This is a genomic window from Micromonospora globbae (assembly GCF_003610785.1).
Lineage (GTDB): Bacteria > Actinomycetota > Actinomycetes > Mycobacteriales > Micromonosporaceae > Micromonospora > Micromonospora globbae.
Genome location: NZ_RAQQ01000021.1, coordinates 73025 through 89750, shown reverse-complemented (window position 1 = coordinate 89750; position 16726 = coordinate 73025). Strand labels below are relative to the sequence as shown.

The window sequence follows — 16726 nt, the reverse complement described above, 5'->3', positions numbered from 1 at the left end:
ACCGGAACCGGACCACACCCGGGCCACCGCGGCGCTAACCAAAAGGATCGGCAGCAACAGCGCGGTGCCGGCCACCTGCCACACCTCGTAGGTGCTGCCCTGCTGGACGCGGCTCAGCCAGCCGTCCACGACGACGCGAGAGACCCGCGACCGTGGCAACCACCTGGAAGGCGAGGCCGGGCCGGGCGGGCGGAGCCAACAGCGAACCCATTTGCAACGACCTCACGTCATGACCACCGCGACCGATGACCGGGACGGCAGCGTAATACTCGACTACCGCGGGCTACTCATGAAGCATCGGAAGCGGATAGGTGATCTCCAACTCGTGCTCTTCGAGGCTTCGCAGGATCAGCGTTTCGTCCTGGCACTGGTTGAGGAGGAACAACTCGCGAGTGTGACATCGCGAGCACAGACTGACCGCCGCCAACGGCCACAGGTCGACCGGGTTCCCGCCGGCACCGTTGACGTAGATCCGGTTCGGCCGCAACGGGGAGGTGCTGAGCCGGTCGAACGGTTCCCAGCTGGGATGACTACCCCGCAGCGTCAGGCCGACGAGGCGGTACGAGGACTCGTCCAGGTACTCGCAGCGTTCCACCCAGTCCCAGGGGTTAGCCGCAAGCCAGTTGGCCGTCGTGAGCGCTGAGATGACGTGCGGCTCGAGCGTCTCCACGTCCTTCTCGATCTCATGAGTCGCGCGTACACCGTGCGAGTGGTGGGTGCTGTTGCGGAGCCGCTTGATCGCGGCCAGCGCGTCACGGATGCCGCCCACATCGCAAATCCGGGCGAGGTCGGGAAGCCTCGGCGCGGCGAGGCCGTCGGCGAACCGGCTGATGATCGTCGTCCAGGTGCCGAAGGTGGCTCCCGTCCGCAACTGGCCACCACGAAGGGCTGCGGTGAACCCGCCCTGATCGGCGATCAACTCGCTCAACGCGAGGATGCCGAGCACCCGGGCGATCCCCTCGCCGAGTTTGAGCAGGCCGTCCTTCTGTTCCGCGGGATGGGTGCTGATCCGGTAGCGCCGGGCGAGGGACGCAATGTGGAACGGATAGGTCCATTCGGCTCGTCCCACCGGGTCTTCGACCGGGCGCATCAGGTCGGCGACGAGCCCGGCCTCGGAGGCAGCCGACCGGATCTCGTCTCGGAGCCGCCGGACGTCCGTCTGATTCCCGCTGAATACGTTCGGGAGGGTGTTCGACGCCGCCGCCTGAATCTTGCGTCGGCTCTCCTGCACCGCCTCGAGGCAATTCTCGATCTCCTCGTCGAGGAGATCGACGGGGACCTGGATGTCCATCAGCTTACGGGGAGTCATCCGGACGGAGTGCGGATTTTCCGGGCGCGAGTTCAGCCATTCGCACAGTAGGCGACCGCGGCCTTCGATCGGATGCAACACAAACATCGAAGTCACGGCCTCGCCGAAGTTCGGCGGGAGCAGCCGCCAGTTGCCGGGCCATCCGACCAGGTCGCCGCCGCGGCACAGTGTCATCGGGGCGGTTCGGAACTCCGGCGCCTCCGGCAGGGCCGCCGCGGAGTCGACATCATGCAGGTCCTGGATGCTCAAATGACGCCATCCGTTGCCGCCGTTGTCGTCGCCGGACAACGTCACCTTGGCTGTTTCCAGGCGCGCGTACCGTCTGAGCGAATCGAAATCAGAGTTGATGTGTGCGACGAAGAAGTGGGTAAGCGAAATCTCGTAGCCGGTCCGGATCTTGGCGGGATCGATCCATGCATCGGGATGCCTCGGCCGGATTTCGTCGCGCAGAAATTCTTCCGGATCCCGGTGGGCCGGAAGGTCGACCGACTCGCTTAACGTCGGATCCGCCTCGACTTCCCGGCCGTTCTTCTGGATCTCCCCGTCCGGGTCCGGCACCCGGAGGAGCCGACTCACCGCGTTCTGGAATCCCGCCGTGGTGGGCCACGTCTCCCCGCCGTTGCGCACCGCCGCACGCAGCACCCCGAGGGCCTTGTTCCTAGTTGCCCACGAGGACCCGGTCAACGGGCCCAGCGATTCGGCCAGGGTTTCCCGGCCGAAGACGTTCCGGAACGGAGCTTCCGTGGTAAGGCGGCGGACGGTCTCCTCGGTCAACTCGAACCGGGCTCGCAGCGGGCGGTCGATGACGACCCTGCGATAGGCGAACTCCTCATTGCGGAGCAGCCGCACGCGGGCGTACCAGGGATGATGCGGGTCGCGTGAGATGGCGACCGCCTTCCGGTACGTCTCGGTGACGGCGGCGATCTGGTCCGGCGCGACGTACTTGCGCTTGTCACCACGCGACCGGCGCATCTTCTGCCATTCGTCGCGGGCGTTCAGAAGAACGGCTCTGCCGCGACGTTCGCTGTCCTTACGATTCGTCAGGATCCAGTAATAGGTCGCGATGCCCGTGTTGTAGAGAAGCTGATCGGGCAACGCGATGACACCCTCGAGAAGATCGTTCTCGATGATCCATCGGCGGATCTCAGACTCACCCGAACCGGGGCCTCCCACGTCCAGTGGTGATCCGTTGAAGAGGATCCCGACGCGGCTTCCGCTTGTCTTCCGGCGGCTTCATCTTCGAGATCATGTGCTGCAGGAACAGCAATGATCCGTCGTTGATCCGGGGCAGGCCCGCGCCGAATCGCCCGGTGAATCCGAGCCTGAACGCCTCGTCCTTGACGATGTCCTGGATGTTCTTCCAACCCATGCCGAACGGCGGGGCCGAAATCAGGTAGTCGAACGTCGCGCCCGGGAAACCGTCCTGGCTCAACGAGTTTCCATGGACGATGCGGTCGGCGCCGTCGCCCTTCATCAGCATGTTCGACCGGCAGATCGCGTACGTCTGCGCGTTGAGCTCCTGGCCGAATACCTCGACGGTGGCGGAGGGGTCATTTATCTCGATCTGCCTACACGCCTCGAGAAGAGCTCCGCCGATGCCGCAGGCGGGGTCGTAAACCGTCCGCCCGCCGGCATCCTGGTCCTGCGGCACCAACAGATCGACCATCACCCGCACGACGTCTCGAGGTGTGAAGTACTCGCCGGCGGCGTCGTAGTTGGTCTCGGCGAAGGCGTGGACGAGTTCCTCGAAGACAGCACCCATCCGGTGGTCGCTAACCGTCTGCGGCCGCAGATCGAACTCGGCGAAACGAGAAACCACCGGATAGAGCAGCCGAGCTTCGTCCAAGCGCCTGATCTGCCGGTCGAAGTCGTACGCCTCAAGCACGTCGGCAACGAGAGCCGAGTAACCGGCAAGGTAGTACCGCAGGTTTCTGGCGACGTTCACCGGGTCGGTCGCAAGCGATTGGAAACTCAGCCGGCTCGTGTTGTAGAACGGCAGGCCCGTGGTCTCGCGCAGCACGGCATCGACGTCGGCGACACCCTCCGCGTCGAGCTGGCCGAAGCGGGTGAGAACCTCCTCCTTTGTCGGCTGCAGCATCAGGTCCAAGCGGCGCAGCAGTGTGAACGGCTCGATCACCCTGCCGTACTCGGACTGCCGGTAGTCACCACGCAGCAGGTCGGCGACGGACCAGACCAGTGCGCTCAGATCCTTGGCCTCGCTGTTCACGAACTCCCCCGCCCTGGTGTGCCGAACTCATCGATCATCCCATCCGGAACCGATGAGTCCGTCACAGGTTCGCGGGCCCTCAGCCGCAGCCGGTCGGGTCACGGTGGCGCGCGGATTCCGCAGACCTCGGCCGGCTATCGCGAGAGCGGAAAATCCTCGGCGAGACCCCGGCGATCGCGGAGGACGGCGACCCGGGCCGCCCGCCTGCCGTGCCTCCTCGCCCGCCCGCGCCGCGACAAACGCCGTGCACATGGCCTGGTTAACATGCCTCGCCACCCGCGTCACGGCTGGCTTCGGTGCAGTCGATGTCAGACCGACCTCCGCACCGCCGCGACCCCGCAGGCCAGCAGGAACGCGAGCACGATCAGTCCGATCCGCAGCCAGGGCACGTCCCGGGTCGGCCGCACACCGATCGACACCGCCAACGCCAACTGTGCCAGCAGAGCCAGGCAGATGACGACGCTGAGCGACCGATAGGTGTTTCCGAAATCGGACCAGAACACCCAGGTGCCGTAGACGGCGGGGACCACCATCAGCAGGCTCAGGCCGATCAGCGGGACGGCCAGTCTCCATCGCATGCGGGCGTTCACCGCCACTCCTCCCGGCCCTCGCTGGTGGCACCACCCAGAGGCTCCAGCTCGACGGTCAACGCTGCGCCCGCGTCACGAAGCTGCTGCGCCTGCCGTTCCCATTCGGCGCGCTCGTCCCGCGGGAGGGCGTCGCGCTCGTTCAGCGACGCCGTGAAGGCGTCGTCCAGCGCCCGGCCATGCCAGGAGAAAGCCGCCGCCGCGCGCAGGTCCGCCTCGCCGCCGAGGACGGTACGGGCCAGGGAACCCAGCGGATCGTCGCCGCCGCGGCTGCGGGCGAGGGTCGTCAGGACCGCGCGGGCCAGTGGCTGGCGGAGGATCTCGTCGGTCATGGCCTATCCCTGCTGTCCGGGGTGCTGATAGGACTTGAGATCGGGAAGCGCAGCGACGGCCGCGCCAGCTTGAATCATGCTAATGGTGCCGGCAATGCCCTTGAAGGTGGCCTCGGCGTTGCCATAGAAGGTCGAAATCTCGTTGTAGAGGTCGTACGCCTGCCAGGCGTAGTAGGCGGCCACGCCGTAACCGACGACCGGCCCCACGCCCGTCTCGATCGTTGCCGTGCCGACGGCCGAGGCCAGGTTGACGACGATCAGAACGTCGATCAGCTTGGCGATCAGGCCACTGACCACCTCGAAGAGTTGTTTGGCAGCCTCGGCGGCCTTGGTGTAGAGCTCGGCGTATTGGTCGCACGTCGGGTGCAAGGCCATGGCCGCACTGCCGAGCGTGAGCTGGAACTCCTGCTCGGCCTCCGCGGCCTGGCCACGCCAGACTTCCGGTACATCCGCGGCGGTGGCGACGAGGTTGCAGCCGACATCGTGTAGCGCGTTGCCGACGATCCGCCAGGCTGCGGCGCAGTGGATGTAGGCGTCCCAGTCACCGCTGAGCTGCTTGGTCCAGTCCTCGAACGGGTCGTACCCGAACAGCCACACGCTGACCTGGCGCAGCCAGGCGGCAGGGCTGACCAGATCCGCGAGAGGGTTGATCTTCCACATCTCGACCGCGGTCGCATAATTGGGCGAAACCAGGTTGCTGGTCGGCTCGGCAACGTCAGCGAACGGAGAACGGGGGGCGGTGGGCCACAGGTCGGGACGGCCCGTGCTGAACGTGCTCCACATCGCCGCCGGGTCTTTCGCGCCCGGATTGGTCTGGTCGATCCGGCTTGCCGACTCCGCGTCCGAGGTGGCGTAGGCGCGCTGGGCGAGGTTGATCTGGGTCGCGGCGCTCCGGGTGACGGTCTCCAGCCGCTGCAGGCCCTGCGTCATCCGGTCGTACGCCAGCTTGTGCGGGCTGGCGAAGATGACCAGCAGACCTTCTTCGGCGAAGGTCAGGTCGCAATGCCGCTTGACGTACGCGAGCGCGTCATCGACATCACCGGATGCCCGATGCAGCACGTTGTACAGCCCGTTCAGGCCAGCCGGATCTACGTAGAAGCCGCTCATGTTCCCCCGTTGAACGTCGTTCGGCTCTTGTGCGAACACGAACGGTACTGGACTGTGATCAACAGCGTCAATGGCTCCTCGGCGGACGGTGATCGTCCTGGCACGAGAAGTCATCCGTGGGGCGGTAAGAGTGGGCGTTGTCCGCAGTAAACGCGAATTCGAAGAGCAACAGGAGAGGAGGCCTCACGCGACCACCCCGAGTCATCGTGATCGACGGAGGTCCCGCCCCGGCCTCGCATTGGCGGCCGAGCCTACCGATGCCTGAGCCGTCGAAGACCTCGGTCGTAGTGGATGCGGAAACGCCCGAGCCGCAACTGACTGGTCGGCGTGCCTGTCCGCATCATGCCGCTGCAGAAGCGCTCGGGTGAGATCCTGCACCACATCGTCATCGCTCACGGCCGGTCGCCACCTCTCAGTGGCGCGGAAGACGAGTGATCCGGTCTGACGCCTCAAGGCCGACTCTGCCCGGACGAACAGATCGCGTCGTTGCAGAGCAGCGTTCAGCCCCTTGTGAAGCGTGGCGGCCATGAACGGGAGTTCCGCGTCGAGACGTGCGAATTTTTGGTCGGGTGGAGTCGCGGGATCACCCCGATGAGCGGGTGTTTGTGATTGCAGCCAGCGCAGCGCCTCTGCCAGTTCGGCCGCGGCATCCCGAGCTGGGCCGACTGGCGGGGTGGCGCGAAGCTCCCTGGCTGCGATGGCCGCCTGACGCCACCCGCCGACCAGCTGGGGATCACCACCGCTCCTGAGGACGTGCACGGCCAACCCGAGTTGAGTCCCGAGCCGCAGGTGGGCGCCGGTGAGTTGCCCCGGGTTGTGCCACATCCAGGTCCGTGCGGCGGCGATAGCCGTGATCGCACCGCCTATGGTGCTGACGCCTGGAGCAGGATTCAGCGGAGATCGGGCGACGTCGAGGTCGTCCAGCGGAGGTTGTCCGCGCCCCGCAGCGATGAGGTCGCGGGCGACCGCGCTCAGCCCGCTACCGGCGGTCCATCGTGCGGCCTCCGCCACTGGTCGGTAGATCTCAACCAGGTGCCCCTGCCCATGATCGATCCATCCGGGCAGTGCGATATCGATCGCCGCCGCGCGCACGGTTAGCCTGGCGATCTCGGCGAGGCCGGATTGGACGCCGCCGCCGGCTCGGATGGCGAGGCCTTCGGGTGTGCGGGGCCCTCGTCCTGGTGGAACGTGACTGGCGAGGATGTCGCCGATCACGCCGACGGCGTCCGTGGCGCGACGCAACGAGCGCGCCGGTTCCGTGTTGACTGCGTCGGGAGCGGATGGAAACTGCCGGTCAACGATCGCCGCGGCTCGAAGCCCGACGTAGAACTGCGTCAGCGCCTGTCCACGCCTCCTCAGGATTGCCGCAGCTCCCGCCCGATTCGGCACTTCCGCTGCCGGACGGCCCCCGACGAGTAGCTCAGTCACTCGGGCCAACTGGGTGAAGAGCGCAGACCGGGCCGTGACAGCAGCGTTGATGTCCGCTGCGGTGATCGCCTGCCGCTGCCCCATCGCTGCAGTTGCTGCGCTCAGCGCCTCCAACGCCTCCCTGTGCCAGTAGCCGAAACTCATCCCAGAGCCGCCGCCGCACGTCGTAACTGCTGTGCAGCGGCGTCGTGACTGAGCCGGCCAGCAAGCCCAAGGCGACCGTCGACTGCGCATCGTTGGTGGTATCGGGCGAGTTGCTCCACCATGTCCGTCACGGCCAGGCGGGTCTCCGCGTCGTCCCGTACGGGGCCCTCAGCGTCGACGGTTACATCCTGGTGATCCGAGTAGTGCCTTGCTCGAACGTCGAGGAGTTCCAAGCCGAAGCGATCCCAGGCAATGTCACTGCCGGCCAACTGCTTCCAGGCTTCGCATGCCAGATACATCGCGCCGCCTGCAACGAGATCATCGGGCTCGTCGCGCAGGAGCGCGTTGATCTGATTCGCCGCCTCGATGTACTTCATGACGTCACCTTGGTTTGAGGTCCGCAAGCTGGTTCACCCCGTTCTGATTCATCCTTGTCGTGACGACAAGTCGTGGTTGTGGTTCCATCAGGTCCATCGGTCAGAGATCTTCAATTGGGCGCTGCTCCTCCCGCTCCGCTCGCAGTAGTGGCAGCGAGCAAATCTGGAAGAAGCTCGCGCAGCAGGGCATAGGTGGCCGGCGTCAAGTCCTCCGGCACCTCGGCCTCTCGGGCGCGCATCAGCTCCCCCAGCAGATTGCGTAGTTCTGCGGCGTGTCCCTCTGCGTGGGCAGCCCGCATGATGTCGCGCCAGGGTCCGTCGTCAGCGCGGTCTGGGTCGGCCAGCCATGCCTGCTGTACGGCCCACCGAGCTCCGGTCGTGTCCCCCGCCTCGAGGTACAGCTCGGCGAGGTCGTGGGCAGTGTCCACCACCGCAGACGTGATGTGCCCGGGATAGATGTCGGACTCGGGCAGCCAGGTGAAGGGATTGCGTGCTCCAACTGCGTACGCCCGGTCGGCGCCGTCGAGTGGTGCTCCGCGTACCAGCTCCAGCGCGGCGCGTAGGTCCTTGACCCCGGCCGGGCCGCGGCTCTGCCCGCGGCTGCGGAGGCGGCGGAACAGGTGCCAGTCCAGTAGGTATCCCGGCTCAAGCCGGTACAGCCGATCGGATCCCATCTCGGGCAGCCAGGCGCTGCCGTCCTGCCTCTCCCCCAGCCATCGCCGGGCCCGCGTGATAGCCACGCGGCGGCTGGCGTCCTTGACCTGCTGCTCGGGCCACAACGCGTCGGTGAGCTGCTCGGCGGAGGCTCCGCGAGCGCCGCGCTGGGCGAGGTAGACGATGAGCTCCGCGTGGAAGCGACGGCGCTGAGCAGGCGCCGGGCCCGGTGCGTCGACATCCACCGGGCCGAGTACGCCGATACGGGGACGAGCGCTGTCCTGCTCACGCCAGGCCCGTAGGTCCGAATCGAGTTCGGGGTCGGACTGGCGGCGGCGCTGCCGGATCGCCGCGTTGACCTCTCGCCGTGGCCGGGCGTAACCCGCGTGGCCGCTGTCGATCCGCGGGACAGCGACGATGGGATCTGACGGTGCCGATGCGTCAGAGAGGTTCGACTCACCGTTCTCGGATGCCTGCGATATCGCGGGTTCGGCAACGGCGGCCGCGGTGAGAAGTTCAAGCACTGAGCCGGCCGCATCGGTGCCCTCGGCCCAGTCCTCCGGCTCGGCGGCCGGCGGGATCGACTCGTCCGTGGCGCTCCGGGCCTGCGCCATGATCTCGACGAGCGGTTCCAGTTCGCATACGGGCAACCCCGCCGCAGCTCCCTCGACGAGGAGGAACGGCAAGGCAAGCTGCAGTATCCCGTCCTCGTCGATGATGGCCGTGTTCGGGCCGGTCGCCGCGTTGACCCTGGTGGTACTGGCGACCGCGACAGCGCACCGGCCGGCCTCCCGTAGCTCTTTGCCGAACTCGTCGAGCAGATCGAGGTCGTCGGCATGCGGATCGGCCACGAGCAGCACCTGGGGCGCCCATGCCTCGCCGTTGTCGGAGATACGGCCCGCGAGTGCATCCGCTGCTCCGGAGGCGGAGAGGGCGGCGGCCACTGCGGCTGTTCGCCGTCGAAGGCGATTGACGGCCTCACTGACAGACGAGGCTGCCCGCACCCGGTCCGGGTTGAGCGCGACCAGAAGTTCGGCCTCGTACGCCGGGAAGCCGGTGACGATGATCTCGACGTCGTCGGACCATGCGTTGCACGCCAGCTCGCAGGCGATATAACGCAGCAGGGCCAGGGTGCGCTCGCTGTCACCAGCGATGGCGAGGCTGCCCAGGCGTTCGAGGTCGAGCAGAAGGTGCCGGCCCGGCTGGGACCCGACGGCGACGAGGGCGGGCAGCGGCGCGAGTTGCTCGGTGACGGCTGGCACGGTGGCATCCCCGGGCAGGGTCCAGTGCCCCAGGTCGTCAATCCATGGCGCGGGTGGCTGGGCCCCCGGTGTGGTGAGCACGACGGTGACGCTCTGGTCGACGATCCAGGCGGCGGCGATGTCCGGCAGGGGTTGCTCGCGTTCGGCCAGCGCCGCAGCGAGGCTGCGCAGGGCGAGGTCGAGCCGGTCGACATCGGCAGGTTGCTCGGCGACCCGCAGCGCGCGTTCCGTCGCCCCACTGCGGGGATGCGGTAGTCGGCGACCGGGCCGGCGGTGCTGGCGCTGGCGGGCTCGCCGACGTACGACGGCGGCGAGCAGCAGCGCGGAGAGCAGACCTGCGCCGGCGAGCGACCCCAGGACGATTCCCCCGTTGACTTCGCCGTTCTCGGCTGGCTGTCTGCCCTGGTCCGCTTCAGCGGTGGTCGGCTCATCGGTGGAACGTGCCGTAGCTGTCCGTTCGTCGGCAGGTGAGCTGGCCGAGGCGGAGGGCGTAGCCGTAGCAGTCGGCGGGCTTGTGGGAGCGACGGCCGGCGACGAGCTCGCGTCTCCTCGCCTCGAACCGGACGCATCCGCGGGACTGTCGGCGGCTGCCCCTGGACGGGGATCGGCCGACGCGCTGTCAGCTTCCGAAGCGGGCGGGCTCGGCCGGGCGCGGTCGCCATTCACGACCAAACCTTGAGCTCGCTCGACGGGGCCGCGATCGCGAGCCTCCTTGGGCAGCAGGATCCGCCATCCGGGCTCGATGTGGTCGGGGAAGCGAGCGTCACGCCTCTTGAGTTGCGGGTTGAGGTCGGCGATCTCGACGTAGCGGTCGGCGTCCCCAAGGAAGCGCTGTGCTACACCCGACAGCCAGTCACCGCGTGCGACCAAATAGCTGATCCGAGCAGTAGCTGCAGCAGGTGAGGCCTGGGTCGACGTGATGGTGGCGGTCGGGGCGGTGGCCAGCGGGATGCGCAGGGTCCATCCGGCGTAGACCCGGGTGTTACCTGGTTGGAGGCTGCGCCCGTCTGGTTGCGGCAACCCGTGGTTCGCCTCGGCCAGGCGCTGCCACGAGACGGTGTAGCGCTCGGCGATGGCCAGCAGGCTCTCGCCGCGCTCCACGGTGTGCTCGAGGTGATTCTCTGCCGTCGCTGCATGGGTCGGCGCGGGACTCGGCTGTTCGGTCCCCTCGGCAGCCCTTGCGGGTCCGACCGTCATGGGTTGAACGGCGGCGGCGGGGGCGGCAGCCGATGCCAGGGCCGGCGCAGCGAGGCCACCGAGGATGGCAGCCACCAGCGCGGCTGCGGCTCGCTGCTGGAGACGCATGCCGGGAACCTGGGCGATGCGACGCGGAATGCGTCCCTTCCGGCGGCCCTGTACCTGCGTGGCGGCCTCCGCGACGACGGCGACGAGGAAGGTGACCCAGGTCCACGCGGCCAGGGCGGCGGCCACCCAGCCGACCAGCGACAGGGCCCACAGGAACAGATCTCCGTCGTCACGCGTGCTGAGTGCCTGCCAGACCTGCCTGACCGCGGCGCCCGGGTCGTCGGTGAGGGTGGCGAACCAGCCGCCGAGCTCGGCAAGAGGGTTGCCGGCGGCCCAGAGCAGCAGAATCGGCAGAGCAGCGATCAGGGCAACCAGGACGAGAGCACCGATGGCGGTAAGGGCCTGTCGCCCGCGGCCGGCGGTGATTGCGGTGCGTGCCACGGTTGCTCCTTTGCGAGCTGCTACTGGGCGATCAGGTTCGCGGTCGCCCGGCCGGTCACCGACGTGCCGCCGCCCCCGCCGAACAGGTCGAGCAGGATCGGGTTGTAGGTGACGGTGACGGTGACCGTGAGCTGTTGGGGGTTGTTGACGCGGACGCTGCCGGCGACCCCGTCGAGATCGTCGAGGTACGCCTGCACGGCGGAGGCGGCCCGCGAGGGGTCGATCTCCTTGGCGCCGCCATCTATGGCCTGTCCGGCCTTGATTGCTTGGCCGCCAGCACGGGCCGCCTCGGCGGCGATGTTGTCCGCGCGCTGGTAGGCGCGTACCTTGGCGCCGCCGTCGACTATGAGGCCGATCAGAGCGAGAAAGGCGGGTGCGAGAACGGCGAACCAGATCGTGACCCGGCCGTCGTCGTCGCTCAGCCGGCGGATGGCCGCTTTCATGATCTTCCCCGGTATGTGTCCAACGGGCTGGTGAAGGATGCGCTGATCGGCACCGTGCCGGGCATGCCGGGCAGTGCGACGTCGGAGAAGGTCGCACGGCACCTCAGGGTGGCGGTGACAGTGGCGGGTTGCCCGACGGGGACGTCGAAGCCTGCGGTGGAGACCATGACGTTCAAGCTGCTGCAGCTCAGCCCCTGGGCCTCAAGCGTGGCTCGGGCGGCCTCCTGCGCCTGGGCGTTCGCCTCTCTTGAGGTGCGTGCCAAGGAAGCGGTTCGTGCAGCGTCGTAGGCCGCCGCTTCCAGCGCCTGACGGGCGAGGTTGACCCGGCCAGCGATGACAGCGCTGGCGAACAACGCCAGGATGGCGGGCGCGACGACTGCCATCTCGATGGATGCCGACCCGCGTTCCCGGCGGGTCCATCGCCTCCTCATGGTGCGGTCGGCCGTTCTACGGGGCCGTGCGCGGATCTGCTGATCGTCCAATTGAAGCCGGGAAGCACGGTGATCGCCCGGCCGGTGACGGTGACTCGTACCTCCGTAGCCGTACGAGTGACGACGACCTGCCGGTTCTCCAGGCCGGCTCCGGCGGTGGACAGGAAGTTGAGGGCTCGACTCTCGCCGGCTGCGGCCGTGGACTGGTAGCCACGGGCGCCGTTGACGCCCTGGGTGGCGGCAGCCAGCGCGATGGACTGGGCGAAGAAGACCAACCCGGTCTGGACGACGGCGAAGGTCAGCAGGAGCATCGGCAGCGCGATGATGGCGAACTCCACCGGCGAGCTGCCACGGTCGCGGTGGCAGGGGTGTATCCGCCCGCGCCGGGCCGAGAGCGGGCGGATGAGGGCCGCTCTCATGGTCACGGCTGGGTGGGGATGAGCGCGACCCAGCCGTTGGCGACGGCAACGATCGCCCCGGCGACGACGACGGCACCGGCTACGAGGATCGCGGTGATGACGGCGGTGCCGACCGGGCTGTCGCCTCGCTCTGCCTCAGCCGGCGTGGTCAGGTTCTGCCAGCGGGCTGCCAGCTGGGCGACGAGTGCCTGGATGGTGTGCATGGCGGTTCCCTCCGTGAGTGGGTTGTGCCGCGTCAGCGGACGAACAGTCGGGCCATGAACGGGTAGCCGATGAGGACGAGGAGCACGAGGATCAGCGCTGCGGCGGGGATGTCGAGCTTGTTGGTGCGTAGCTCGGCTTGGGCGAGAGCCTCGGTACGGATCCGGTCTCGCATCGAGTCGGCGCGAGCGCGCAGCGTCTGATGGACGTTGGCGCCCTCGTTGCCGGCGGTCCGCATGATGTCTGCCAGGTCGCCCAGCTCGACGACCTCGATGTCGCGGGCGAGGACCTTCAGTTCGTCCCACGGCGGCCGTAGCTGGAGCTGTGCGCTGAGCAGGGCTTCCCGGATTCGGTCGAATACCCAGCCCTGACAGACGCTGGCCGCTCGGTCCAGCGACTCGACCGGGCCGTGACCACCGAGCACCTGGTGGGCGGCGAGGTCGAGGTAGGTGCACATGGCTCGGGTGAATTCCGCCCGGGCGGTGGCGGCCTTGACGACGACCTCCCGGTGGGCCAACACCACGCCGGCCACCGCGGCGGCGACCGTGCCACCGGCGGGGACGAACACGGGTATCGGCAGAGGCAGCACCGCGACGGCGATGGTGATCAGGGCGGGCAGGACGAGGCAGAACAGCGCGGACAGCCCGAGGGTAAGGAGGTACTGGTCGGTGCTGCGGTTGAGGAGCCGCAGGTCGGCGTGCGGCACCGAGAATCGACGTCGGAGCCAGCTGATGCTGGCCGGGGTGCTGCTCGGGGTGCTCATGGGATGTAGCCGGCGAAGCGCGGGCCCGAGCGCCGGCGGCGCGGGGATCAGCTGTACGACCAACAGGAACAGCCCGAACCCCGTCAACGCGCCGGCGATGACCATGGCGGTGAGGTGACCGTTGTTCATGCTGGTGCTCCCACGGTCTGCCTGTCGGCCGGCGGCAGTAGGCGTTCCCGTTTCGGCGGGAGGCTGAGTTTGCGTACCGAGGTCATGAGCACGACGTACAGGCCGGCGAGGAAGAGCAGGACGAGTTGCCCCAGCACGCTGCCGTAGGGCTGCAGGTAGTGCGGATTGATCACCCCGTAGGCCAGGAGCAAGATGGCCATGCCGGTCAGGAACCGCACCGCGAAGCGGGGGCCTTCACGCTTGGCGTCGACCGTTGAGCGCATCTCGATCTCGGCGGCAATGGACCGGCTGATGCCGGTCAGCACCTCGTGCAGGCCCTCACCGCGATCGGTGACGTGGAGCATGAGCGGTGCGATGACCTGGTCGGCGGTGTAGTCGTTGAGATCGTCGGCCAGCTGCTGCAGGGCGGCGGTTGGGTCACCGCCGGCCTGCAGCCGCGCCGCCAGGTCACGGATCTCCTGTTCGATGAGTTGCGGCGCGGTCGCCGCGGTCGCCACGACTGCCTGCTGAAGGCCGATCCCTCGGGCGACGATGTCCGCCAACCGGCGGGTCCAGGCTTCAACGGCCTCCAGCCGAGCGATCGCCTGCTTCTCAGCGCGACCGGCGGCGAACAGCCAGGGTATGCCCGGAACGGCGATGCCGATGATGGCCCCGGCGGCGGGCCAGCCGGTCAGGAGCCAGGTCAGTGCGCCAGCAACGACCGCGGTGATCACCTTGACCTGGTGGCTGCGTTGCTCACGCCGCGTTCGCCCGGGCCCAACCCACCAGCGGCGGGCACGCTGCTGCAAAGCCGACGGCGGACGGGGCGGGCGGGTGGTTCCCACGACGCCGAGCACACCGACGATCGCCCCGGCGACGGCGAGCAGGCCCGCCAGCACAGCGGCGAGGTCGAGCAGGCTCATGGCCGCCTCGTCAATGTGTCGAGGCGAGTGGTCCAGGCGCCTCGGTTGTGCTCGCCCTGCTGGATGTAGCCGGTGAGCTGGCGAGGGTCGTAGTCGACCCGCAGGAAGGATTCGAGTAGCCGTTCGGGGAGGTGTCGCGGCACGGCTCGCCCGTCCGGCCCCGGTCCGAAGATCTGCGTGGTGACGAGCTGGTCGCCGCTCATCCCGCCGACCTCGACGATCTCTGAGACGTAGCGGTGCTTGCGGCCGCCAAGCTTGGTCTCGTCCTCGACGCTGACGTACACGATGAGGTCGATGGCGCCGGCAGCCATCCGTCGTGCCAGTTCCGCGGTCATCTCGGGACCGTGCTGCAGGGCTAGCTCGATGACGCGGTCCATGACAGTTCGGGGATGGCGAGCGTGGATGGTGCAGAGCGATCCCTTGCTGGTGGCCATGGCCTGCAGCATCGGCACGATCTCCCGAGACCGGACCTCGCCAACGATGATCCGCTGGACCGACATCCGCAGGGTCAGCGGGATCATGTCCATGATCGTGACCTCGCCGGCCGGTCGGCCATCGGCACCGCGGGAGCCGTGGCCTTCCCGGGATTCGAGGCTCATCGCCCAGCGGTGCCGACCGGTGGTGTGCAGGCCGAGCTCGCGCGATTCCTCGAGGGTGACGAACTGCTCCCCGGCAGGGATCTCGCGAGCCAGCCCGCGTAGCAGTGTGGTCTTTCCGGCGTCGGCGAGCCCAGCGACCATGATGTTGAGACCGGCGGCCATGGCCGCCTTGAGGAACTGGCAGATCAGCTCGTCCACGGCGCCGTACCGGTCGCGCAGGTCCTCCAGGCTGACGTCCATCAGGGTGTGCCGGCGGATGGCGGCGTAGGGCCGCACCGATACCTGCATGAGTACGGTGAGGCGGCTCCCGTCAGGCAGCTGCATGTCCAGCCAGGGCTTCGTCGACGACAACGAACGTTCGGTCGCCCCGGCGCGCATCGCGAGTACCTGGAACATGTCGACCAGTTCCTTGTCGCTGTCGGCGACCGGCTCGCCCACGGTGATCCGCCCGTCGGTGTGCTCGATCCGCACGTTGTCGCAGCCGAGGATGTGGATGTTGACGATGTCCTTGCGATCCAGGAGCTGCTGTAGACGCCCCAGGCCAAACATGTCGGCGGCGACGGCGTCGAGCAGGGCGTCCTCTTCCGCCTGTGAGATCGGCTGCCCGGCTTGGTGCAGGGTGTCGACGTGGTCGCGTACCAGCCGCGCGGCGATGCGTTCCGCTTCCGCTTGGCGGTGACCGGGAGAGACGTTCGGTGTCTCTCGAAGTGCGGCAGTCAGCTCCGCGCTGACCCGGGCGCGCAGCAGCCGCACCGCCGCGTAGTCGATGCTGACCGGTGTCACCGCCTGATCAGCGGTGGGCGACGGGCCAGGATCAGGTACGGCGGCGGCTGCGGTGCCGTTGGTTGGCCAGCGGTGGCCGTTCGCGGCGATCCGGTCGACCGATGCCGGCCAGGTCGAGCCGCTGGGTCCGCGCTTATCGAGCATGGTTGCTCCCGGTCGGCGACGTGGGCACGAGATGCGCTCGCCAGCGTGCGATCGCCTCCCGTACGGCTGGTTCAGCACTGGCGGCGGCGCGTAACAACTGCTGGCTGCCCCGAAGCCGGCCGCCACCGTCGCTGAGTACCTCGGCGGTGCGCCGGTCGTCGGGCAGCTCCATCAACGTTGGGAGCTGCAACCGCTGTTCGATGTCCCGCCGGCTGTATGGGCCGTCGCCAATCAGCGCCAGGGCCAGTGCGTCGTGTCCCTGTCCGTGCTGAGTAAGTTCTCGGCGGAGGAGCTCGGCCGCGGCCGCAGCCGGGGCGATGGTTCGCAGGGTTGCCGTCCGTACGACGAGGAGCACCAGGTCGGCGCGGAACAGCAGCGGCCACGGCGGCGCGCTGGTGGTCAAGCGGCCGCAATCGGCGATGACGTCGTAACCGTCCTCGCCGCGCTCCAGCTCGGTGAAGAACACTGCCAGCGGATCCCAGGTTGGGCGGATGGTCCCCGCCTGTACGGGGTCGTTGATGCCGGGCAGCAAGAGCCGTCGGCCCGGATGATCGGCGTCGAGGTCGACCAGCTGGCGGGCGAAGGCGTCGGCGAGCTGGTCGCGCAGGGCAGCCGCCGCCAGTGGCAGCAGGCCGAGCGGCGGAATATCCAGGCTTGAGAGGTACCCGCTCAGGATGCTGCCGCCTGCGGGGTCGCATTCGGCCAGCACCGTCCGTCCGCCCCAGGACAGTGTGCAGGCCAACGCAGTGGTGGTGACGCCAGGCGAGCCCTTGGCCGAGACCATCGCGATGAGTGCCAC

General features: G+C 68.2%; 16 protein-coding genes. All 16 read right to left on the bottom strand.

What is annotated here, in order from left to right:
* Positions 1 to 283: 283 nt before the first annotated feature.
* Positions 284 to 2482, bottom strand: coding sequence for an N-6 DNA methylase (locus D7I43_RS25190; protein ID WP_158610154.1), 2199 nt, complete (start codon positions 2480 to 2482; stop codon positions 284 to 286).
* Positions 2460 to 3536, bottom strand: a complete 1077-nt coding sequence (locus D7I43_RS34175) for a type I restriction-modification system subunit M (RefSeq protein ID WP_120331042.1) — start codon at positions 3534 to 3536, stop codon at positions 2460 to 2462. The genes D7I43_RS25190 and D7I43_RS34175 overlap by 23 nt, the downstream gene beginning before the upstream one ends.
* 308 nt (positions 3537 to 3844) lie before the next feature.
* Positions 3845 to 4126 carry a hypothetical protein gene (locus D7I43_RS25180; protein WP_120331041.1) on the bottom strand — a complete coding sequence of 94 codons (282 nt, stop codon included), beginning with the start codon at positions 4124 to 4126 and terminating at the stop codon, positions 3845 to 3847.
* Positions 4123 to 4455 (bottom strand): hypothetical protein, encoded by a 333-nt coding sequence (locus D7I43_RS25175; RefSeq protein ID WP_120331040.1) that lies wholly within the window; start codon positions 4453 to 4455, stop codon positions 4123 to 4125. The genes D7I43_RS25180 and D7I43_RS25175 overlap by 4 nt, the downstream gene beginning before the upstream one ends.
* Positions 4456 to 4458: 3 nt before the next feature.
* Positions 4459 to 5562, bottom strand: a complete 1104-nt coding sequence (locus D7I43_RS25170) for a hypothetical protein (RefSeq protein ID WP_120331039.1) — start codon at positions 5560 to 5562, stop codon at positions 4459 to 4461.
* A 201-nt stretch (positions 5563 to 5763) separates the two neighbouring features.
* Complete coding sequence (locus D7I43_RS32520; protein WP_147427295.1) at positions 5764 to 7134, bottom strand: hypothetical protein; 1371 nt, start codon at positions 7132 to 7134, stop codon at positions 5764 to 5766.
* A complete protein-coding gene (locus D7I43_RS25165) occupies positions 7131 to 7511 on the bottom strand; it encodes a hypothetical protein (RefSeq protein ID WP_120331038.1) in 381 nt (126 codons plus the stop codon). Before D7I43_RS25165 ends, D7I43_RS32520 begins: the two co-directional genes overlap by 4 nt.
* Before the next feature lie 110 nt (positions 7512 to 7621).
* Positions 7622 to 11113 (bottom strand): AfsR/SARP family transcriptional regulator, encoded by a 3492-nt coding sequence (locus D7I43_RS25160; protein WP_120331037.1) that lies wholly within the window; start codon positions 11111 to 11113, stop codon positions 7622 to 7624.
* Positions 11114 to 11133: 20 nt separating this feature from the next.
* Positions 11134 to 11556 carry a TadE/TadG family type IV pilus assembly protein gene (locus tag D7I43_RS25155; RefSeq protein WP_120331036.1) on the bottom strand — a complete coding sequence of 141 codons (423 nt, stop codon included), beginning with the start codon at positions 11554 to 11556 and terminating at the stop codon, positions 11134 to 11136.
* The gene (locus tag D7I43_RS25150; protein WP_120331035.1) at positions 11553 to 11987 is read right to left on the bottom strand and encodes a TadE/TadG family type IV pilus assembly protein; all 435 of its coding nucleotides are present in this window, start codon (positions 11985 to 11987) and stop codon (positions 11553 to 11555) included. The genes D7I43_RS25155 and D7I43_RS25150 overlap by 4 nt, the downstream gene beginning before the upstream one ends.
* Positions 11984 to 12406, bottom strand: coding sequence for a TadE/TadG family type IV pilus assembly protein (locus tag D7I43_RS25145; protein WP_120331034.1), 423 nt, complete (start codon positions 12404 to 12406; stop codon positions 11984 to 11986). Before D7I43_RS25145 ends, D7I43_RS25150 begins: the two co-directional genes overlap by 4 nt.
* Positions 12407 to 12408: 2 nt before the next feature.
* Positions 12409 to 12609: a hypothetical protein gene (locus tag D7I43_RS25140; RefSeq protein ID WP_120331033.1), complete on the bottom strand. Its 201-nt coding sequence runs from the start codon at positions 12607 to 12609 to the stop codon at positions 12409 to 12411.
* A gap of 32 nt (positions 12610 to 12641) precedes the next feature.
* The gene (locus tag D7I43_RS25135) at positions 12642 to 13499 is read right to left on the bottom strand and encodes a type II secretion system F family protein (protein ID WP_120331032.1); all 858 of its coding nucleotides are present in this window, start codon (positions 13497 to 13499) and stop codon (positions 12642 to 12644) included.
* Positions 13496 to 14401 carry a type II secretion system F family protein gene (locus D7I43_RS25130; RefSeq protein WP_120331031.1) on the bottom strand — a complete coding sequence of 302 codons (906 nt, stop codon included), beginning with the start codon at positions 14399 to 14401 and terminating at the stop codon, positions 13496 to 13498. The genes D7I43_RS25135 and D7I43_RS25130 overlap by 4 nt, the downstream gene beginning before the upstream one ends.
* On the bottom strand, positions 14398 to 15927 hold the full coding sequence (locus tag D7I43_RS25125; protein ID WP_120331030.1) for a TadA family conjugal transfer-associated ATPase: 1530 nt from the start codon (positions 15925 to 15927) through the stop codon (positions 14398 to 14400). The genes D7I43_RS25130 and D7I43_RS25125 overlap by 4 nt, the downstream gene beginning before the upstream one ends.
* On the bottom strand, positions 15917 to 16726 hold the full coding sequence (locus D7I43_RS25120) for a CpaE/TadZ family protein (protein ID WP_120331029.1): 810 nt from the start codon (positions 16724 to 16726) through the stop codon (positions 15917 to 15919). The genes D7I43_RS25125 and D7I43_RS25120 overlap by 11 nt, the downstream gene beginning before the upstream one ends.